The 17239-nt window shown below is 63.4% G+C and carries 15 protein-coding genes and 5 pseudogenes; 12 read left to right on the top strand and 8 right to left on the bottom strand.

Annotation, left to right across the window (positions count from 1 at the left end):
* The first annotated feature begins 11 nt into the window (after nt 1-11).
* Entirely contained in the window at nt 12-605 is a 594-nt protein-coding gene (locus ACFQAU_RS09390) for a glutathione S-transferase family protein (RefSeq protein ID WP_067624420.1), read from the top strand.
* Here ACFQAU_RS09390 and ACFQAU_RS09385 read toward each other — a convergent pair.
* A pseudogene (locus ACFQAU_RS09385) lies at nt 602-1779 on the bottom strand (TIGR03862 family flavoprotein). The gene ACFQAU_RS09390 and the pseudogene ACFQAU_RS09385 overlap by 4 nt on opposite strands.
* Before the next feature lie 100 nt (nt 1780-1879).
* On the opposite strand from ACFQAU_RS09385, the pseudogene ACFQAU_RS09380 reads away from it, so the two are divergent.
* Nucleotides 1880-2205: pseudogene (locus ACFQAU_RS09380) on the top strand (HNH endonuclease).
* Here the strand turns inward: ACFQAU_RS09380 and ACFQAU_RS09375 are convergent.
* Nucleotides 2202-2816, bottom strand: a complete 615-nt coding sequence (locus tag ACFQAU_RS09375; protein ID WP_132444111.1) for an enoyl-CoA hydratase/isomerase family protein — start codon at nt 2814-2816, stop codon at nt 2202-2204. The pseudogene ACFQAU_RS09380 and the gene ACFQAU_RS09375 sit on opposite strands and share 4 nt — an antisense overlap.
* Nucleotides 2813-3562 carry an SDR family oxidoreductase gene (locus ACFQAU_RS09370; RefSeq protein ID WP_132444110.1) on the bottom strand — a complete coding sequence of 250 codons (750 nt, stop codon included), beginning with the start codon at nt 3560-3562 and terminating at the stop codon, nt 2813-2815. Before ACFQAU_RS09370 ends, ACFQAU_RS09375 begins: the two co-directional genes overlap by 4 nt.
* A gap of 143 nt (nt 3563-3705) precedes the next feature.
* On the opposite strand from ACFQAU_RS09370, the gene ACFQAU_RS09365 reads away from it, so the two are divergent.
* From ACFQAU_RS09365 to lpxK, 7 genes are all read left to right on the top strand, one after another.
* Nucleotides 3706-5172, top strand: coding sequence for a DUF2125 domain-containing protein (locus ACFQAU_RS09365; protein ID WP_386281858.1), 1467 nt, complete (start codon nt 3706-3708; stop codon nt 5170-5172).
* 174 nt (nt 5173-5346) lie between these two features.
* The gene (locus ACFQAU_RS09360) at nt 5347-6693 is read left to right on the top strand and encodes a TldD/PmbA family protein (RefSeq protein WP_132444109.1); all 1347 of its coding nucleotides are present in this window, start codon (nt 5347-5349) and stop codon (nt 6691-6693) included.
* Entirely contained in the window at nt 6686-7462 is a 777-nt protein-coding gene (locus ACFQAU_RS09355) for a 3'(2'),5'-bisphosphate nucleotidase CysQ (protein ID WP_132444108.1), read from the top strand. Before ACFQAU_RS09360 ends, ACFQAU_RS09355 begins: the two co-directional genes overlap by 8 nt.
* A gap of 63 nt (nt 7463-7525) precedes the next feature.
* Nucleotides 7526-7768: a DUF4170 domain-containing protein gene (locus ACFQAU_RS09350; RefSeq protein WP_132444107.1), complete on the top strand. Its 243-nt coding sequence runs from the start codon at nt 7526-7528 to the stop codon at nt 7766-7768.
* A 6-nt stretch (nt 7769-7774) separates the two neighbouring features.
* On the top strand, nt 7775-8878 hold the full coding sequence (locus ACFQAU_RS09345; RefSeq protein WP_386281852.1) for a 3-deoxy-D-manno-octulosonic acid transferase: 1104 nt from the start codon (nt 7775-7777) through the stop codon (nt 8876-8878).
* On the top strand, nt 8875-9018 hold the full coding sequence (locus ACFQAU_RS09340; RefSeq protein WP_386281849.1) for a hypothetical protein: 144 nt from the start codon (nt 8875-8877) through the stop codon (nt 9016-9018). Before ACFQAU_RS09345 ends, ACFQAU_RS09340 begins: the two co-directional genes overlap by 4 nt.
* Nucleotides 9005-9991, top strand: a complete 987-nt coding sequence (gene lpxK, locus ACFQAU_RS09335) for a tetraacyldisaccharide 4'-kinase (RefSeq protein ID WP_132444106.1) — start codon at nt 9005-9007, stop codon at nt 9989-9991. Before ACFQAU_RS09340 ends, lpxK begins: the two co-directional genes overlap by 14 nt.
* Here lpxK and ACFQAU_RS09330 read toward each other — a convergent pair.
* The 3 genes and pseudogenes from ACFQAU_RS09330 to ACFQAU_RS09320 all read right to left on the bottom strand — a co-directional run bounded on the left by ACFQAU_RS09330 (nt 9988) and on the right by ACFQAU_RS09320 (nt 12337).
* Nucleotides 9988-11105, bottom strand: a pseudogene (locus tag ACFQAU_RS09330) (CaiB/BaiF CoA transferase family protein). The gene lpxK and the pseudogene ACFQAU_RS09330 overlap by 4 nt on opposite strands.
* A pseudogene (locus ACFQAU_RS09325) lies at nt 11105-11683 on the bottom strand (DsbA family protein); the annotation flags it as partial. The pseudogenes ACFQAU_RS09330 and ACFQAU_RS09325, both read right to left, overlap by 1 nt.
* Before the next feature lie 144 nt (nt 11684-11827).
* Nucleotides 11828-12337, bottom strand: a complete 510-nt coding sequence (locus ACFQAU_RS09320; RefSeq protein ID WP_132444104.1) for a DUF721 domain-containing protein — start codon at nt 12335-12337, stop codon at nt 11828-11830.
* A gap of 82 nt (nt 12338-12419) precedes the next feature.
* On the opposite strand from ACFQAU_RS09320, the pseudogene mutY reads away from it, so the two are divergent.
* The 3 genes and pseudogenes from mutY to ACFQAU_RS09305 all read left to right on the top strand — a co-directional run bounded on the left by mutY (nt 12420) and on the right by ACFQAU_RS09305 (nt 15192).
* Nucleotides 12420-13483: pseudogene (gene mutY / locus ACFQAU_RS09315) on the top strand (A/G-specific adenine glycosylase).
* Between the two features lie 66 nt (nt 13484-13549).
* On the top strand, nt 13550-14698 hold the full coding sequence (locus ACFQAU_RS09310) for an alkane 1-monooxygenase (protein ID WP_132444103.1): 1149 nt from the start codon (nt 13550-13552) through the stop codon (nt 14696-14698).
* Between the two features lie 68 nt (nt 14699-14766).
* Nucleotides 14767-15192 carry a response regulator gene (locus ACFQAU_RS09305; protein WP_120349989.1) on the top strand — a complete coding sequence of 142 codons (426 nt, stop codon included), beginning with the start codon at nt 14767-14769 and terminating at the stop codon, nt 15190-15192.
* 114 nt (nt 15193-15306) lie between these two features.
* On the opposite strand, the gene ACFQAU_RS09300 is transcribed toward ACFQAU_RS09305, so the two are convergent.
* Entirely contained in the window at nt 15307-16407 is a 1101-nt protein-coding gene (locus ACFQAU_RS09300; protein WP_067942027.1) for a site-specific DNA-methyltransferase, read from the bottom strand.
* An 88-nt stretch (nt 16408-16495) separates the two neighbouring features.
* On the bottom strand, nt 16496-17125 hold the full coding sequence (locus ACFQAU_RS09295; protein ID WP_132444102.1) for a ribonuclease HII: 630 nt from the start codon (nt 17123-17125) through the stop codon (nt 16496-16498).
* Between the last annotated feature and the right edge of the window lie 114 nt (nt 17126-17239).

Here is a 17239-nt window from a genome sequence, read left to right as displayed (position 1 = left end):
GAGGAAATTCAATGTATACTGTCATCGGCGGCACCAAATCCCGCGCTTTTCGCGTCATGTGGATGCTCGAAGAATTGGGCCAACCCTACGCGCTGAACCCCGCCGCGCCGCGCTCGGAAGAGGCGCGCAAATACAACCCTTCGGGCAAGATCCCCGCGCTTGTGGACGGCGATGAGGTACTGACCGATTCCCTCGCGATCATGACCTATCTGGCCGACAAGCACGGCGCGCTGACCGCCCCTGCAGGCACGCCCGAACGCGCGCGGCAGGACGCATTGACCTTTTGGCTGATCGACGAGTTCGACGCGATCCTCTGGGCGGCGGCAAAACACAGTTTCATTTTCCCCGAGGAAGCGCGCGTGCCCGCGATCAAAGACAGCCTCAAGGCCGAGTTCGAACGTGCGGCCAAAAACCTGTCTGACCGCCTGGAGGGGCCGTTTCTGATGGGCGATCAGATCACCGTCCCCGACCTGCTGGCGGTGCATTGCATCAACTGGTCCATCGGCGCGAAATTCCCGCGCGTGGATGATAAACTGAACCTCTGGGCGAAATCCCTGCGCGAACGCCCTGCCTTCGTCGCCGCGATGGCCAAGGAAAACGGTTAACGCCGCGCCCATTCCACAGCATGGCGGCCCGCCCAATGGCCGGTCGCCAGACAACCGTTGATCAGATAGCCGCCCGTGGGCGCTTCCCAATCCAGCATTTCCCCGGCGGCAAAGACGCCCGGCACCTCGCGCAGCATCAGCCCCGCATCCAGCGCGTCGAGCGCTATCCCCCCGCCGTCGAAATCGCCTCATCCATCGGACGCAGCCCGGCGTGGGCGATGGGCAGGTCTTTCAGCAAGGCGGCCAGCGCCTCGGCCTCCTGCGGCAGCGGGCGCGCCATCTCTTGCAGCAGCGCGATCTGGGCGGGGGTCAGTTTCAGCCGCTTGCGCAGATGGTTGGCCTGACTGTCCTTGTCGCGCGGCTTCGCCAAACGTGCCGCGACATCGCGGACCTGCAAGTCCGGCAGCAGATCAAGCGACAGCCCCTGCCCTTCGCGCAGCCCGCGCGAGACGCTGTAAATGCCCCCGCCCTCCAGCCCACGGGCCGAGATCACCGCCTCCCCACGTGAGGTGTAGGGGCCAGCGCGCCATGCCACACCCTTGAGCGCCGCGCCGAAATGTCGGGTCATATGCGGCGACCAATCGACCAGCAGCCCGACGTTGGCCGGGGCGAAATCGCGCAGGGCCACGCCGCGCTCGGCCAGCAGGGGCGCCCATGACCCCGTCGCGCCAAGCCGCCGCCAACTTGCACCGCCAAGGGCCAATACCGTCACATCGGCCTCGACCACTTCCCGCCCGCCGGGCGTATCGAAAACAAAGGCATCCCCGTCCCAGCCCTGCCACTGCCAGCGGGTGTTGATCGTCACCCCGCATTCCGCCAGCCGCGCAAGCCAAGCCCGCAGCAGCGGAGAGGCTTTCATCGCACGGGGGAAAACCCGCCCCGTCGAGCCGGTAAAGACCTCTTGCCCCAATCCTTCGGCCCAGTCCTGCACCGCTTGGGTATCGAAGGCTTCCAGCATCGGGCGCAAGGCGGTCTGCGCCTCTTCATAGGCGGCGAGAAAGGGCGCGAACGGTTCGGACTTGGTCAGGTTCAACCCGGATTTGCCCGCCATCAAGAACTTGCGCCCGACCGAGGGCTTCGTCTCACAAAGCGTGACCGACAGCCCCGCCTTTGCCATGGCCTCGGCCGCCATCAGCCCTGCGGGGCCGCCCCCGATGACCAAGGCGCGGGTCACGCGGCGCGCCCTTCGGTCTGATTTTCTGACGGGGAAGCCATCGGCCTGTCCTTGCCTTGGGGAGGATTTGACACATCCTCTTGCCTGCCGTGGCCCTGCAATGCAAGCGAAAGGGAGGACCGTGACCGAAGGCGAGGACTTACCAGATTGCCCGCTCTGCCACCGGCCCATTCCTCGGGATGTGCCACAGAGCCTGCATCATCTCATCCCCAAGCTGCGCGGCGGCAAGGGGGGCCGACGGTGCTGATGCACCACATTTGCCACCGCGAGGTGCACGCCGCTCTGACCGAGACTGAGTTGGCGCGGCACTACAACACGCCTGAAGCGCTGCGTGGCCATCCGAGGCTGGCCAAATTCGCCGCATGGGTGGCGAAACGCCCGCCCGGTTTTCGTTCCAAAGTGCCGGGTGGCACGCGCAAGCGTTAGGCGGGGCTGCACATCCGTTTGATTTCCTGCGCGATTTCGGGCCGCGCAGCCAGCGTATCGGCGGCCAGCGCCAGCGCGTGATCCTGCAGTTCTTCCGCCTCGACAAGGCGGTCGATCAGGCCAAAGGTCAGCGCCTCCTCCGCCGTGATCTTCTGCCCGCCCATCAGCAAAAGCTTGGTCCGCGCAGGGCCGATCAGCGCCGCCATCCGCGCCGGGTCCGAGGGCTGCGGCAAAAACCCGAGCTTCATCACCGGATAGAAGAATTTCGCCCCCGGCACCGCGATGCGCAGATCGCAGGCCAGCGCCATGCCCATCGCACCGCCCGCCAGCGTGCCATTGAGCGCGGCAATGCTCAGCCCCGGCAGGGCAGCCACTGCGCCCGACAGACGCTCCCAAACATCCGATTTCGCCAGTCCCGCGCGGGCTTCGTCAAGATCGGCCCCCGCGCTGAACACCTTGCCGCGACCGGTCAGGATCACCGCGCGGGCGGCCTGTGCCTCCTCCATGATATCGGCGAGTTCGACCAGCATGGCATGGGTCAGGGAATTGGCCTTGTCGGGGCGGTTGATCGTGACGGTCCAGATGTCGCCCGCGCGGTCAAGCTCGATCATATGAGGCCCACCGCCTTGCGGATGCCCTCATCCCGCAGGGAAATCTCATCGCCGAGGAAACGATCCGCCTCGGGGCCGCACATCCACAGCAGCGTGCGCGCGGGCCAATCGGCGGGGATATGCACGTCCCAGTCAAGCTGGCTGACCGGGTTCACGCCGCTGTCTTTGATGTCGCGCTGCATGTCGGTGGCCACGGTGCCCGGCGACAGACCGATGGCGCGGATGCCGTTGCCGCTCTCCTCGTGGTGCAAACACTGGGTCAGCATATTCGCCGCCGCCTTGGAGGCGCAGTAGTGGCTCCATGCCTCCACCGGGTTGTGCGCGGCCCCCGAAGAGATCGTCAGCACCGTGCCGCCGCCGTTTTCCTTCATCAGTGGCAGAGCCGCGCGCATGCCGTGAAAGACGCCAGTCACGTTGATGTTGATCGCCTTGGCCCAATCCGACGGATCGGCCTCTGCCATGAGCGAGATCGGATCGATCACGCCTGCATTGTTGATCAGCACATCCAGCCCGCCAAACGCCCGGCGCGTTGTCTCAACCGCAGAGGTCATCTCGTTATAGCGGGTCACATCGCAGGGGATGGCGATGGCGCGATTGCCCAACTCTCCGGCCAATTCGGCGATGGCATCCTGACTGCGCGCCAACAGGGCGACATTGGCGCCTGCCTCGGCGAAAACCCGCGCGGCGGCGGCGCCGATGCCCCGGCTGGCACCGGTAATCATGATCGTCTTGCCTGTCATGTCCATGGGGTGATCCTTCCGCTAATTTTGTACATTACTTGGAGGCTGTGGTAATCTGCCGATCAACCCGGGTCCAGCCTCGCGTCGCTTGACCCTGCGCGGGGATTGGCAGACCCTATGCACAACTCATTGCCGAAAAGGATTTTCCGATGTCTCGCATCCCCACAGCGTCGCTGCTTCTCGCCCTGCCGGTCACGCTGGCCTCGACGCCCCTCTGGGCCGACCTGACCCCTGCCGAAGTCTGGGGCGATTGGCGCCAGTATATGCAGAGCATGGGCTATCAGGTTGAGGCGAGCGAAGCCTTTAACGGTGCGGACCTAACCGTCAGCGATGTGACCCTGAAGATGGACATGGCTGAAGAGGGTGGCGATTTTTCCCTGTCGCTCGGCACGCTGCGTTTCGAGCCGGAAGGTGACGGCGCGGTCAATATCCGCATGCCCAATGTCATGCCGATGACGATCAACGTCGCGCCCGAAACGCCCGAGGATGAACCGGTGTCGATGGTGTTGAACTACGCCCAGACCGCCCCGGTGATGCGCGCCAGCGGCAGCGCTGAGGCGCTGCAGTATGACTATGCCGCCGACAGCATCTCGCTCACGCTTGCGGGGCTCAAGGTCGGCGAAGAAAGCTATACCGAAGAAGAAGCCAAGTTCACCCTGACCGGCAGCGGCGTCAGCAGCCGGACCGAAATGACCGGGACCGATACGCGCCGCTACGACCAGTCGGGCCGCATCGACAGCCTGCAATATGACGTGGTGATGAAAACCCCCGAGGACCCTGCCCGTGTCGCCGTGAAGGGCGGCGTGGATCAGGTGGTCTTTGATGGCAGCGGCGCGCTGCCGATGATCGACGCAGGCGCCGACGTGGCCGCGATGATGCGCGAAGGTCTGACCTTTGGCGGCAGCTTTACCGCTGGCGCAGGCCGCACCGACATGCAAGTCTCTGACCCCGAAAATGGAGAGTTTCAGCTGGCCTCAAGCTCAACCGGGGCGAAGCTGGGCGTGGCGATGGGGCCCGAAGGGCTCTCCTATGACGGTGGCCAGCAGAACATCGAAGTCAGCGTCACCGCCGCCGACATGCCCTTCCCGATCCAGTTCAGCATGGCGGAAAGTGCGTTTAATCTGAAAATGCCGGTGATGAAGTCCGAAGAGCCGCAGGACTTTGCCTTTGGCGTCAAGCTCGACAGCTTCAAGATGTCGGACATGATCTGGGGCATCTTTGACCCCACCGGCCAATTGCCTCGCGACCCGGCAACTTTGGTCGTGGACCTGTCGGGCAAGGCCAAGCTGCTGTTTGAACTGATGGACCCCGAAGTCACCGCCACCATGGGCGATGAGGCACCGGGCGAAATTCACGAATTGAACGTAAACGAAGTCACGCTTGACGTAGCAGGGGCCGAGTTCGATGCCACGGGGGCGATCACCTTTGACAACGAAGACATGCAAACCGTGCCCGGCATGCCAAAGCCCGTCGGCGCGCTGGACCTGTCGTTGATCGGCGGCGTGGCCTTGCTCGACAAATTGGTGACCATGGGGCTGATCCCACAGGAGCAGGCACTGGGCGCGCGGATGATGATGGGGCTCTTTACCGTCCCGGGCGAAGGCGAAGATTCCTGACCTCCAGAATCGAGTTCACCGAAGAGGGCGGCATCCTCGCCAACGGTCAGCAGATCAAATAACAACCGGCGCGGCCTTGGTCCGCGCCCTTTCCGCGTGGGAAAATACAGCGCGGCCCTTGCCCCTCTCGGGGCGGGGGATTACCCCTTTTCCAACCCCAAAAGGAGCCAGACCATGCCAGACGCCCTTGATGCATTGACCAAGTCCCTCCTTCAGGCGGCCACCAAGGCCGGTGCGGATGCGGCCGATGCCATGGCGATCACGGCAAGCTCCGTCTCAATCGAAGTGCGCGGCGGGGCGCTGGAACAGGCCGAACGCTCTGAAGGAACGGACATCGGGCTGCGGGTCTTTGTCGGGCAACGCTCGGCCAATGTCTCGGCCTCCGATACCTCCGCGCGCACGATTGAAGAGATGGCCGAACGCGCCGTCGCCATGGCCCGCGAAGCACCCGAAGACCCCTATGCGGGGCTGGCCGATCCCGCTCAACTCTCTGCCCGCCGCGATGCGGAAGGGCTAGAGCTTTGCGACCCCGCGCCAGAGCCTTCCCCCGAAGCCCTGCAAGATGACGCTGCCCGCGCCGAAGCCGCCGCGCTGGCCGTCGAAGGGGTGAGCCAAGTGCAATCCGCAGGCGCTGGCTATGGCGCACAGAAAATCCATCTCGCGGCGACCAACGGGTTTGAGGGCGGCTATGCCCGCAGTGAACGCGGGCTGTCCTGCGTTGCCATTGCGGGCAGCGGCACGGGGATGGAGCGGGACTACGACGGCGACAGCCGCATCTTTCAGGCCGACCTGCGCGACGCGCAAGAGATCGGCACCCGCGCGGGCGAACGCGCGCTGGCGCGGCTGGATGCGCGCAAGCCGCCCACCGGCAGCTATCCGGTGCTGTTTGACGAACGCATCGCCGCGTCGCTGATCGGGCATCTGCTGGGCGCGATCAACGGTCAGGCGATTTCGCGCGGGGCGTCATTCCTGCGCGATGCGATGGGTGAACAGGTGCTGCCCGAAGGTCTGTCCCTGATCGAAGACCCGTCCCGCATCCGTGCCACCGGCTCACGTCCTTTCGATGCCGAAGGGTTGCCGACCCAGCAACGCGCCATCGTTGAAAAAGGCATCCTGCAAGGCTGGACGCTCGACCTTGCCACGGCCCGCAAGCTGGAGCTTACCCCCACCGGCAACGCCGCGCGGGGCCCCGGCTCTGGCCCGCAGCCCTCGAACTGGAACATCGCGCTGACCCAAGGTGAGGCCAGCCGCGACGATCTGATCGCTGAGATGGGCACCGGGCTTTTGGTGACCTCGATGATCGGCAGCACGATCAACCCCAATACGGGCGACTATTCGCGCGGAGCTTCGGGCCTTTGGGTCGAGAATGGTGAGATCACCCATGCAATCAACGAATGCACCATCGCGGGCAATCTGCGCGACATGCTGCGGGCGATGATCCCCGCCAATGATGCCCGCAGACATCTCAGCCGTGTTGTTCCCTCTCTGCTGGTACCGGGAATGACCCTTGCCGGTGCCTGAGGACGACCTCTCCCTTTTGATCGACGCCGCCCTTAAGGCAGGTGCGGTCGCGCGCGGCTTTGTCGGGGCCACGGCAAAACGCTGGGACAAGCCCGACAACGCAGGCCCGGTGACCGAGGCCGATCTGGCGGTGAATGACCTGCTGCTGGCGGAACTGCGCGGCGCACGGCCCGGCTATGGCTGGCTCTCTGAGGAGACTGAGGACAATACCGACCGACTGGGGCATGAACGGGTCTTCATCATCGATCCGATCGACGGCACCCGCAGCTTTGTCGAAGGCTCTGACACATGGGCGCATTCACTGGCGGTGGCCGAGGCGGGCGAGGTTACGGCGGCGGTGGTCTACCTGCCAATGCGCGACATGCTCTACGCTGCCAGCCGGGGCGGTGGGGCCACGCTGAACGGCACGCCGATCCGCACCTCAGAGATCGGCGATCTGGCCGAGGCGACCGTCCTCGCCGCGCGGCCCGCGCTGGTGGCAGAACGTTGGCACGGCGGCGCACCGCCTGTGTTCAAACGCAGCTACCGTCCCTCGCTCGCATACCGCATGGCACTGGTGGCGGATGCATCGTTTGACGCGATGATCACCCTGCGCCGCACGTGGGAATGGGACATCGCCGCTGGCACCTTGATCGTGGCCGAGGCGGGCGGCACCTGCGCCACCGCCACGGGCGCGCCGCTCAGGTTCAACAATCCCGACCCGCGCGTGGATGGTATCGTCGCGGGCGGCCCAATGGTGCAGCGCGCGCTGATCGACGCCCTTGCGTGACCGGCCCCATCTGCTAGGCACTATGCGCAGCACCGCAGCTTTGACAGATCAAAGGACAGCTCCATGACCCAACGCCTGCACCTTGTTTTCGGTGGCGAACTTGTCGATCCGACCAAGAACGCTTTCAAGAACGTCGACGACATCCATATCGTCGGGATCTTCCCCAACTACGCCAGCGCCTATGACGCATGGAAATCCGAAGCGCACCGAACCGTGGATAACGCCCATATGCGCTATTTCATCGCGCATCTGCACCGCCTGCGCGACGAGGAAACCTCGGCCTCGCCCACCGAAGAGCTGGAATAAACCACCATGGCGGCGCGGTCGCTTGGGCTTGCAGCCTATCGCGCCCTTGTGCGCCGGGGCGGGGCCGAAGACGCAGCGCCCTATGCCGCGCGCCCCGAGGGTGAGCTGGTTTGGATGCATGCCGCCGAGGCGGGCAATGTCTTGGCCGTGCTCGACCTTGCCAAACGTCTGATGGCGATGCGCGACCGCGTCGCGGTGCTGGTGACCCTTTCGGAGAGCGCGGCCACCCAAGACCTCCCGCCGACCGACACCCGCGATCTTTTCATCCTTCCCGCCCCCAGTGAACATCCCGAGAATGTGGCGCGGTTCCTTGACCATTGGCGCCCCGGCTTTTGCCTGTGGACATGGGGTGGGCTGAGGCCCAATCTGGTGTTGGAAACCGCGGCGCGCGGCTGCCCGATGATGATGATCGACGCCGACAGCGCTGGTTTCGATGGTCGCCGGGACCGCTGGATGCCCGATGTGACCCGACAGTTGTTGTCCGCCTTCGATCAGGTGCTCACCCGCTCTCCGGCCGTGCTGCGCCGTCTGGTGCAACTGGGCCTGCCGCGCAGCAAGGGAGAGGTGACTTCGCCACTGCTGACGGGCGGCCAAGCGCTGCGCTGCGCGGAAACGGATCTGGCGGATATGTCGGCATGCCTTGTCGGTCGCCCGGTCTGGTATGCGACACAAATCCTGCCCGAAGAGATACCCGTCGTGCTGACCGCTCACCGCCAAGCGCTGCGTCTGTCGCACCGGTTGCTGCTGATCCTGCACACCCATGACTACCCTACCGCCGATATCGCCTATGAACGCGCCCGCGCGCGGGGATTCACCGCGATGCGGTGGGGGATGATCCCTACCCCGATGAAACCACTCAAGTCATGGTGGCCGATGACCCCGGCGACCGGGGGCTGTTTTTCCGCGTCGCACCCGTGTCGTTCCTTGGCTCTTCGCTGGTGTCGGGCCATGGCGGCTGCGATCCCTTCGAGGCGTCAGCGCTTGGATCTGCGGTGCTCTATGGCCCCAAGGTGCGGAACTTTCTGCCGTCCTACGGGCGGCTTGCCACAGCAGGGGCGGCGCGGATCGTCAACGATGCGGGTGCGCTTGGCAATGCGGTCTCGCGGTTGATCGCACCGGATCAGGCGGCGACCATGGCCCACGCGGGCTGGGACGTGATCAGCGAGGGGGCCGAACTGGCCGATAGGGTGATCGAATTGATCCAAGACAGCCTCGACGACCATGCGGGGGCCTCAAATGCACGCGCCTGATTTCTGGCATCAGCCCCGACCCGATTGGCGTGCACGGTTGCTGCAGCCACTGGGCGCGCTTTATGCCGCTGCCACCGCGCGGCGGCTGGCCACAGGTACGCCGCTGCGCTTGGATATCCCGGTGATCTGCGTCGGCAATATCAACGCGGGCGGCACCGGCAAGACGCCCACGGTGATGGCGGTGCTGCAATATCTGCTAGAGCGCGGCCATCGCCCGCATGTCGTCTCACGCGGCTATGGCGGCACGCTGGAGGGGCCGGTGCGGGTCGACCCCGTACAGCACAGCGCCGAGGAGGTGGGGGACGAGCCGCTGCTACTGGCCGCATTCTCGGATGTCTGGGTCGCCCGCGATCGTGCCGCGGGTGCGCAGGCGGCAGAGGCTTCGGGCGCCACTGTCGTGGTGCTGGATGACGGCTTTCAGAACCCCGCCTTGGCGCAGGATCTGAGCATCGTCGTGGTGGACGCGGTCAAAGGTTTCGGCAACGGCCTGTGCCTGCCCGCCGGGCCGCTGCGCGAGCCTGTCGCGGCGGGGCTGGCGCGGGCTGACCTGCTGCTTTCCATCGGGGATGAAGCGGCGCAGACCCGTTTCGCGGCAGGGCTACCGAACACCGATCTGCCCCATGCACGCGCCGAACTCGCGCCCCTGCAGACCGGGATGGATTGGTCGGATTCCCAAGTGCTCGCCTTTGCAGGCATCGGCCACCCTGAGAAGTTTTTCGCCACGCTGCGCGGGCTGGGGGCTACGATCCTCCATGCCGAAGCGCTGGAGGATCACCAGCCGCTGACGCCACGGCTGATGCTCCGGCTAGAGACCGAAGCCGCGATGCGCGGCGCCCAGCTTGTCACCACCGAGAAAGACGCCGTGCGCCTGCCGATGGAGTTCCGCGCCAAGGTGCTGACCCTGCCGGTGCGCCTGTCCCTGCCCGAAGGCAATGCGCTGCACGCCGCGCTGGACAGGCTGCCACCGCCCTAGGCCTTGTTGTCTTCGCCCAATTTCGGTGCAGGGCGGTGCAACGAAAGCTCGGCCCCGAAAAGGTGAAGGGCGAGCGCAGCCCCGGCACGCCATCAAGCTCGATCTGCATGCCCCGCGCCACGACCTGCGGATCGGCCATGACATCGGCCATGTCGTTGATCGGCCCGGCAGGCACGCCATGCGCCTCGCAAGCGGCCAGCAGATCATCCCGGCTACGCAGACGGGTTGCCCCGGTCAGGCGGCGGATCATCTCGGGCCGGTTGGCTACACGGTCGGCGTTCTTGAGGTATTCCGGCGCGGTGGCCATATCCTCAAGCCCCAGCAACTGACACAGCCTCTGGTACTGCCCGTCATTGCCCGTGGCGATGATGAGATGCCCATCGGAACATTCAAACACCTCGTAGGGCGTCAGGTTCGGATGCGCATTGCCCATCCGTGTCGGCGCCTTGCCGGTGGTCAGATAGTTCATCGCCTGATTGCCAGTGATTGCCACCGCACAGTCCAGCAGCGCCATGTCGATATGTTGCCCCACGCCGGTTTGGTGACGCTGGTGCACAGCGGCCAAAATCGCGGTGCTGGCATAGACCCCCGTGAAAATATCGGTGATCGCCATGCCGGATTTCTGCGGGAGGCCGTCCGGCTCGCCGGTGATCGACATCAGTCCGGACATGCCTTGGATGATGAAATCATAGCCCGCGCGGTGGGCGTAAGGACCGGTTTGGCCGAAACCCGTAATCGAGCAATAGATCAGCTTGGGGAACTGCGCAGACAGGCTGGCATAGTCCAACCCGTATTTCGCCAATCCGCCAGTCTTGAAATTCTCAATCAGGATATCCGCGTCGGCCAAAAGTTCCTTGACCTGCGCCTGACCTTCCTCGGTCCGGAAATCCACGGTGACAGAGGCTTTGCCCCGGTTCGTCGAATGGAAATAGGAAGCGGTCACATCCTCGTCACGGGTGACGAAGGGCGGGCCCCATTGGCGGGTGTCATCCCCCGCCGGGCTTTCCACTTTGATCACCTCGCACCCGAGGTCCGACAGTGTCTGACCGGCCCAAGGGCCGGCCAGAACACGCGCCAATTCGACGACTTTCAGTCCTGCAAGCGGGGCGGTCATTAGCCCGCCAGCGCGTCGTCGAGGAGTTCTTTCATGTCGGCATAGGACATGTTCGAGTGTTTCTTGCCGTCGATGACGAAGCTCGGCGTGCTAGAGATATCATCCTCTTTGGAGTTCTCGGTGTACCATGCCACCAGCGCCTCGGCTTTGGCGCCGTCTTTCAGGCATTCGTCCAACGTCTCGTTATCAAGGCCAGCCAGACGGCCAATCTTGCGCAGCTCGTCGACGATGGCCGCAGGCTCGCCCGCGCGGGTCCACTCACTTTGCGATTTGTAGATCAGGTCAGCGATGCCAAAGAATTTCTCTTGCCCGCCGCAGCGCGCCACCATGGAGGCCCAGAGGCCGTAGCGGTCGAAATAGACTTCGCGGTAGATGAATTTCACTTTGCCGCTGTCGATGTAATCAGCCTTCAGCTTTTTGAAGGTGTCGTTGTGGAAGGTCGCACAATGCGGGCAGGTGAAGGAGGCGTATTCGATCATCGTGACCGGCGCGTTTTCATCGCCCATGACCATCTCGGTGATGCCTGAGGTATCCACATCGCCTTCAGTCGTCTGGGCATTCGCGGCACCAACGAAAGGTGTCAGCGCGGTGCTGCCGAGGGGGAGGAGCCGAAGCTGCTTGCGGCAAACCAGCCACCGACGCCGAGTGTGGCGAGACCGCCAAGGATTACGTTTCTGCGATTCATGAGGTGTTCCTTTGTCTGTTACGTCAGCTTTAGGTGGTCAGCTTTGGTTCTTGTTCAATATGTTCTCGCCCAGACGTGCAAGGGCTTCGCGCAGCCCTTCGTCGGCCACGGGCTGAGCGGCTTCGGCTGCTTTGCGTTGCAATGCAGGGCTCGGAGCGGCCTTTTCGGCCTTGGGCTTATGGTCAAACGCCACCTGCCCTTCGGCAAAGCCGGTCGCCGCCGTCTGGGTGATGCGCACCCGCGCGATCGCGTTATAGCCATAGACCGCGTTGACCCGCGCGCGCAGTTGCTCTTTCTGCATCTCCAGCATGGGCGCATTGGCCCCGGTGGTCAGCAGGGTCAGCGTGGCGCCGATGCCTTCCTTGCGGCCATAGCTGACCTCAACCGGGCGCGAGATGGCGGCAGTTGCTTCGCCTGCGATCTCGGTCCAATGGGTCAACAAGCGCGATTGCGCAAAGCCACGGGTCTCGCTCGCCTTGCGAATCTGCTGCGAGAGCAGGCTGTCGGTGCGTTTAAACCCTTTTGTAGTCGTACGACGTGGCGGCATGGCTTTGTTTCCCGAATATGCTGACATACATAACCATTTGCCCCAGCGTCACCAGCCCCTGCCCTGTGGAAAGGCCTAAACATTGCGTGAGAATACATCCGTCAGCAAGCTGCCGCCGATCCTGCTGGAATGGTACGACACCCATGCCCGCGCCCTGCCGTGGCGGGTGCCGCCGCACGACCGGATGGCAGGTGTCACGCCCGATCCCTACCGCATCTGGCTGAGCGAGGTCATGTTGCAGCAGACCACCGTGGCCACGGTAAAGGATTATTTCGCGCGGTTCACCGCCCGCTGGCCGGATGTGGCGGCCCTTGCTGCGGCTGAAGATGCCGATGTGATGGCCGAATGGGCGGGGCTTGGCTATTACGCCCGCGCCCGCAACCTGTTGAAATGCGCGCGTGTGGTGGTGGCAGACCATGGCGGCAGCTTCCCTGCGGATCATGATGCGTTGCTGAAACTGCCAGGAATCGGGCCCTATACGGCAGCGGCGATCTCTTCCATCGCATTCGATCTGCCCCACGCGGTGCTCGACGGCAATGTCGAGCGGGTGATGGCGCGGGTCTATGACATCCACACGCCGCTGCCCGCTGCGAAGCCCGAGTTGATGGCGCGGGCCGTCGCGCTGACCCCGCAGGACCGGCCCGGAGACTATGCCCAGGCCGTGATGGATCTGGGCGCTACAATCTGCACGCCAAAGTCCCCCGCCTGCGGCATCTGCCCGTGGCGCGAGCCCTGCGTCGCGCGGGCAGAAGGCACAGCGGCGCTGCTGCCAAAGAAAGCCCCGAAAAAGCCGAAACCCGTGCGGCACGGCACGGTCTACCTCGCCCAGCGCGAGGACGGCGCATGGCTGCTGGAAACGCGCCCTGACAAGGGACTGCTTGGCGGGATGCTAGGTTGGCCCGGTTCTGACTGGGTCGACACGTCTGAGCCGCGCCCCGAAGGGACCCCGCCGCTAACAGCCGATTGGCAGCCTCTGCCAGCGAGGTGCGCCATACATTCACCCATTTTCACCTGATGTTGACCGTGCAGCACGCGCGTGTCAGCCATGATACCGCGCCGCAAAACGGTGAATTCATCGGCCAAAACCAGTTCAGCCCCAGCGATCTGCCCACCGTGATGCGCAAGGCTTTTGATCTGACCCGCTAGCGCCGCGTCAGGCTTTGTACCCCCGGCGATCTGCGGTATATCTGGCGCACAACAATGAGGTGCCCCATGCCGAACCGCATCATCGCCCCACAAGACCTTGCCCGCCTCAGTCGCGCCCTGCCGTTTTGGCTGTCGCTGCTGCTGATCCCGCTGGCGTGGTTTTGTGCCCTGCAAGGCGGCTGGACCATCGCGCTGCTGCCGCTGGTGACGTGGTATCTCTTTTCCCTGCTCGACGCGGTGCTGGGGCTGAACCTCGACAACGCTGATCTGGAGGCGACGGAGGATGATCTCTATTGGTATCGCCTCGTCACGCTGATCTGGACACCGCTGCAATTCCTGACCGTCTTTGGTCTGATCTATTACGCCACGCGGGCCGCGCATCTGGATGCGGCAGAGCGTATTCTCCTGTTCTTCGGCGTGGGCGTCATCACCGGCACCATCGGGATTAACTACAGCCATGAATTGATGCACCAGCGGAACAAGACCGAACGGCGGCTAGCGGATATTTTGCTGGCCATGGTGCTCTATTCTCACTTCCGGTCGGAACATCTGCTGGTGCACCACCGCCATGTCGGCACCCCGCGTGACACGGTGACGGCGCGCTATAACGAAGGGTTTCAACGCTTCTACCCGCGCGTGCTGCGCGAGTCGCTGACCTCGGCCTTTCATGCGGAAAAGAACATGCTGGCGCGCAAGGGGCTGCCGTGGACCGATCCGGGCAATCCGTTTTTCAAATACTGGGCGCTGCAAGCCGCCTTTCTGTTGCTAGCACTGGTGCTGGGCGGATGGAGCGGCTTGGGCCTGTTCCTCGTGCAGGCCGGGGTCGCGATCTGGCAATTGGAACTGGTCAATTACATCGAACACTATGGGCTGACGCGCAAACATCTGGGCGGCGGTAAATATGAGCACGTTCAGCCACGCCACTCTTGGAACGCGGCCCATAAAGCGTCGAACTGGCTGTTGATCAACCTGCAACGCCATTCCGATCACCACTACAAACCCGATCGGCGTTTCCCGGTCTTGCAAACCTATGGTACGGGCGACGCGCCGCAGCTGCCCTATGGCTATCCGGTGATGACGATGGCCGCGATGGTCCCCCCGCTGTGGCGGCGCATCATGAACCCGCGCGTGCGCAAATGGCGCGAGATGTACTACCCTGAGATCACCGACTGGAAAGCCTACAACAAAGCCAGCAATCCCCTGCCCCGTCTCTGAGCGCGGCAACGCAAAGTTAAACTTTGCCTGTCACATAGGCTGCGATTGTTACCAGTGGAGTGGTATTGATGCAGCAACAGCAAGCGCCCTCGGGGGCGGCGTATGATGGCACCTGTCTGATCGTCGAGGACAGTGAGTTTGACAGAGAGAGGCTGCGCCGCGTTCTGGCCCGCGCCTATGGCGGGATGCGGGTGGAGTTCGCCCCCAGCATCGACGCCGCGCGCAAGGCGCTAAGCGCGGGGGACAAGGCGCTGATCCTGCTCGACAACAACCTGCCCGACGGGTTGGGCGCGAATTTCGCGCTGGAACTGGCCTGCGACGACCGCCATGCACAGACGCCGGTGATTATGGTCAGCGATTGGCCCTCCCCCGGCATGTGGGAAAAAGCCGCCTCTGCCGGGGTGCTCTACGTGGTGAATAAATCCGATTTCGATGCCCGCTATATTGACGCCGTGCTGCGTGAGTTTCAGGCCCGCAAGCGGTGGGTGAATTAGGCCGATCCAACAAAAAAACCCCGCCGTGGGGCGGGGTCAAGGTAGGCACCCGTGTGGCTGCCCCTCACGCAGAGGGGCCACGGGTGCCGGCGGTGTTCGATTGTTCGGAGTAGATCAGTTGGCCATCTCGGCCCTGATCTGCTGACGCAGAATGTCGATGGGGACATTCTTGCCGTCTTTCTTGTAGCACCAATAGGTCCAGCCGTTGCAGCTTGGCGCTTTCTCATAGGCCGCGCCCACCTGATGGATCGACCCTTTGACATCGCTGCCAATGAGGGTGCCATCGGCACGGACCTTGGCCTTGTGGCGGCCATTCATGGAATAGAGGTTCTCACCCGGGCGCAGCATGCCGCGCTCGACCAACTGGCCGAAGGGCACGCGCGGCTCGGCACGTTTGGAGGTGGTGGTTTGCAGCGCTTCGTTGTCGAACTTGCGCACCATCGAGATGCGTTTCTCGGCCACCTTGCGGTAAGCTTCCTCGCGCTCGATGCCGATAAAATCACGGCCCAGCATCTTGGCGACAGCGCCGGTGGTGCCGGTGCCAAAGAACGGATCAAGAATCACATCGCCGGGGTTGGTCGAACCAACGAGGATGCGGTGCAGCAGGCTTTCGGGCTTTTGCGTCGGATGCGCCTTGTCGCCTGCTTCGTCCTTCAGACGCTCATGGCCGGTGCAGATCGGCAGCACCCAATCGCTACGCATCTGAATGCCTTCGTTCAGCGCCTTCAGCGCTTCGTAATTAAAGGTGTATTTGCTGTTCTCGCTCTTGCCGGCCCAGATCATCGTCTCATGGGCATTGGTGAAACGCTTGCCGCGGAAGTTCGGCATCGGGTTGGACTTGCGCCAAACCACGTCATTAAGGATCCAGAAACCTTGATCCTGCAGCGCTGCGCCGACACGGAAGATGTTGTGGTAGCTGCCGATCACCCAGATCGCGCCATCGGGTTTCAGCAAACGCCGTGCGGCTTTGAGCCAAGCGCGGGTAAAATCGTCATAGGCCTTAAAGCTGGCGAATTGGTCCCATTCGTCATCAACTGCATCGACCTTGGAGTTGTCCGGGCGATGCAAATCACCTCGCAACTGCAAGTTGTAGGGCGGATCCGCGAAGATCAGATCTACCGACTCTGCTGGGAGGGCGTTCATTGCCTCAATGCAATCGCCCGCAACAATAGTGTTCAAGGGAAGCGCCGCAGCGCCCTTTGTCATCGTTTTCATATCTCTGCCTCATTACCCGGCGCTTAAGCGCTCATTGGTTGTGGATAAAATGGGCCATCAGAGATTCGTGGTCAATTTCTTTTTTGAATCAATCGGTTAACAAATTGGCTTGATACAAGATATTGTGTACCGGCTTGAACAAACGTCTATGGTGTGGGGTCACACCAAGATCCTGCAGCGCGGCCATGTGGCTTTTCGATCCGTAGCCCATATTGGTTTCCCAACCGTAACCCGGATGCTGTTGCGCCAAATCCACCATGAGGTTATCGCGCACGGTCTTGGCCACGATGGAAGCCGCCGAAATGGACAGGCAGCGCGCGTCCCCCTTCACCACAGGTTGCGCAGGCAGCGCCAGATCGCGCGGGAGCATATTGCCGTCAATCAATGCGTAGTCCGCCGCACAGGCCAATCCGGCCAGCGCGCGGGTCATCGCCAGATGGCTGGCACGCAAGATGTTGTGTTCTTCGATCTCTTCGACGGTGGCATGGGCCACGCAAACCACGGCCACCGACATGATCTCATCATAGAGCCGTTCACGGGCGCGGGCGGTCAGCTTTTTGGAATCGTTCAGCCCCTCGGGGATCTGCCCTTCGGTAAAGACCACGGCGGCGGCGGTGACCGGCCCGGCAAGCGGGCCCCGGCCCACTTCGTCCACCCCGGCAATGGTGCGAAAGCCGCGGGCAGCCGCGCCGCGTTCAAATTCAAAGTCAGGTATCATAGGGCGAGGTGAAACCGCATGCGCCGAAAAGGTGCAACCAAAAAAGAGAAAGGGGAGGCGCCCGAACACCCCCCTTTCAACACCCGAGCGACAGGGACGTGCCGCTCGGTCAAG

The sequence above is a fragment of the Sulfitobacter profundi genome (genome assembly GCF_042661425.1).
Lineage (GTDB): Bacteria > Pseudomonadota > Alphaproteobacteria > Rhodobacterales > Rhodobacteraceae > Sulfitobacter > Sulfitobacter profundi.
The sequence above is the reverse complement of the archived record's forward strand: the minus strand, read 5'-3'. Positions and strand labels throughout refer to the sequence as shown.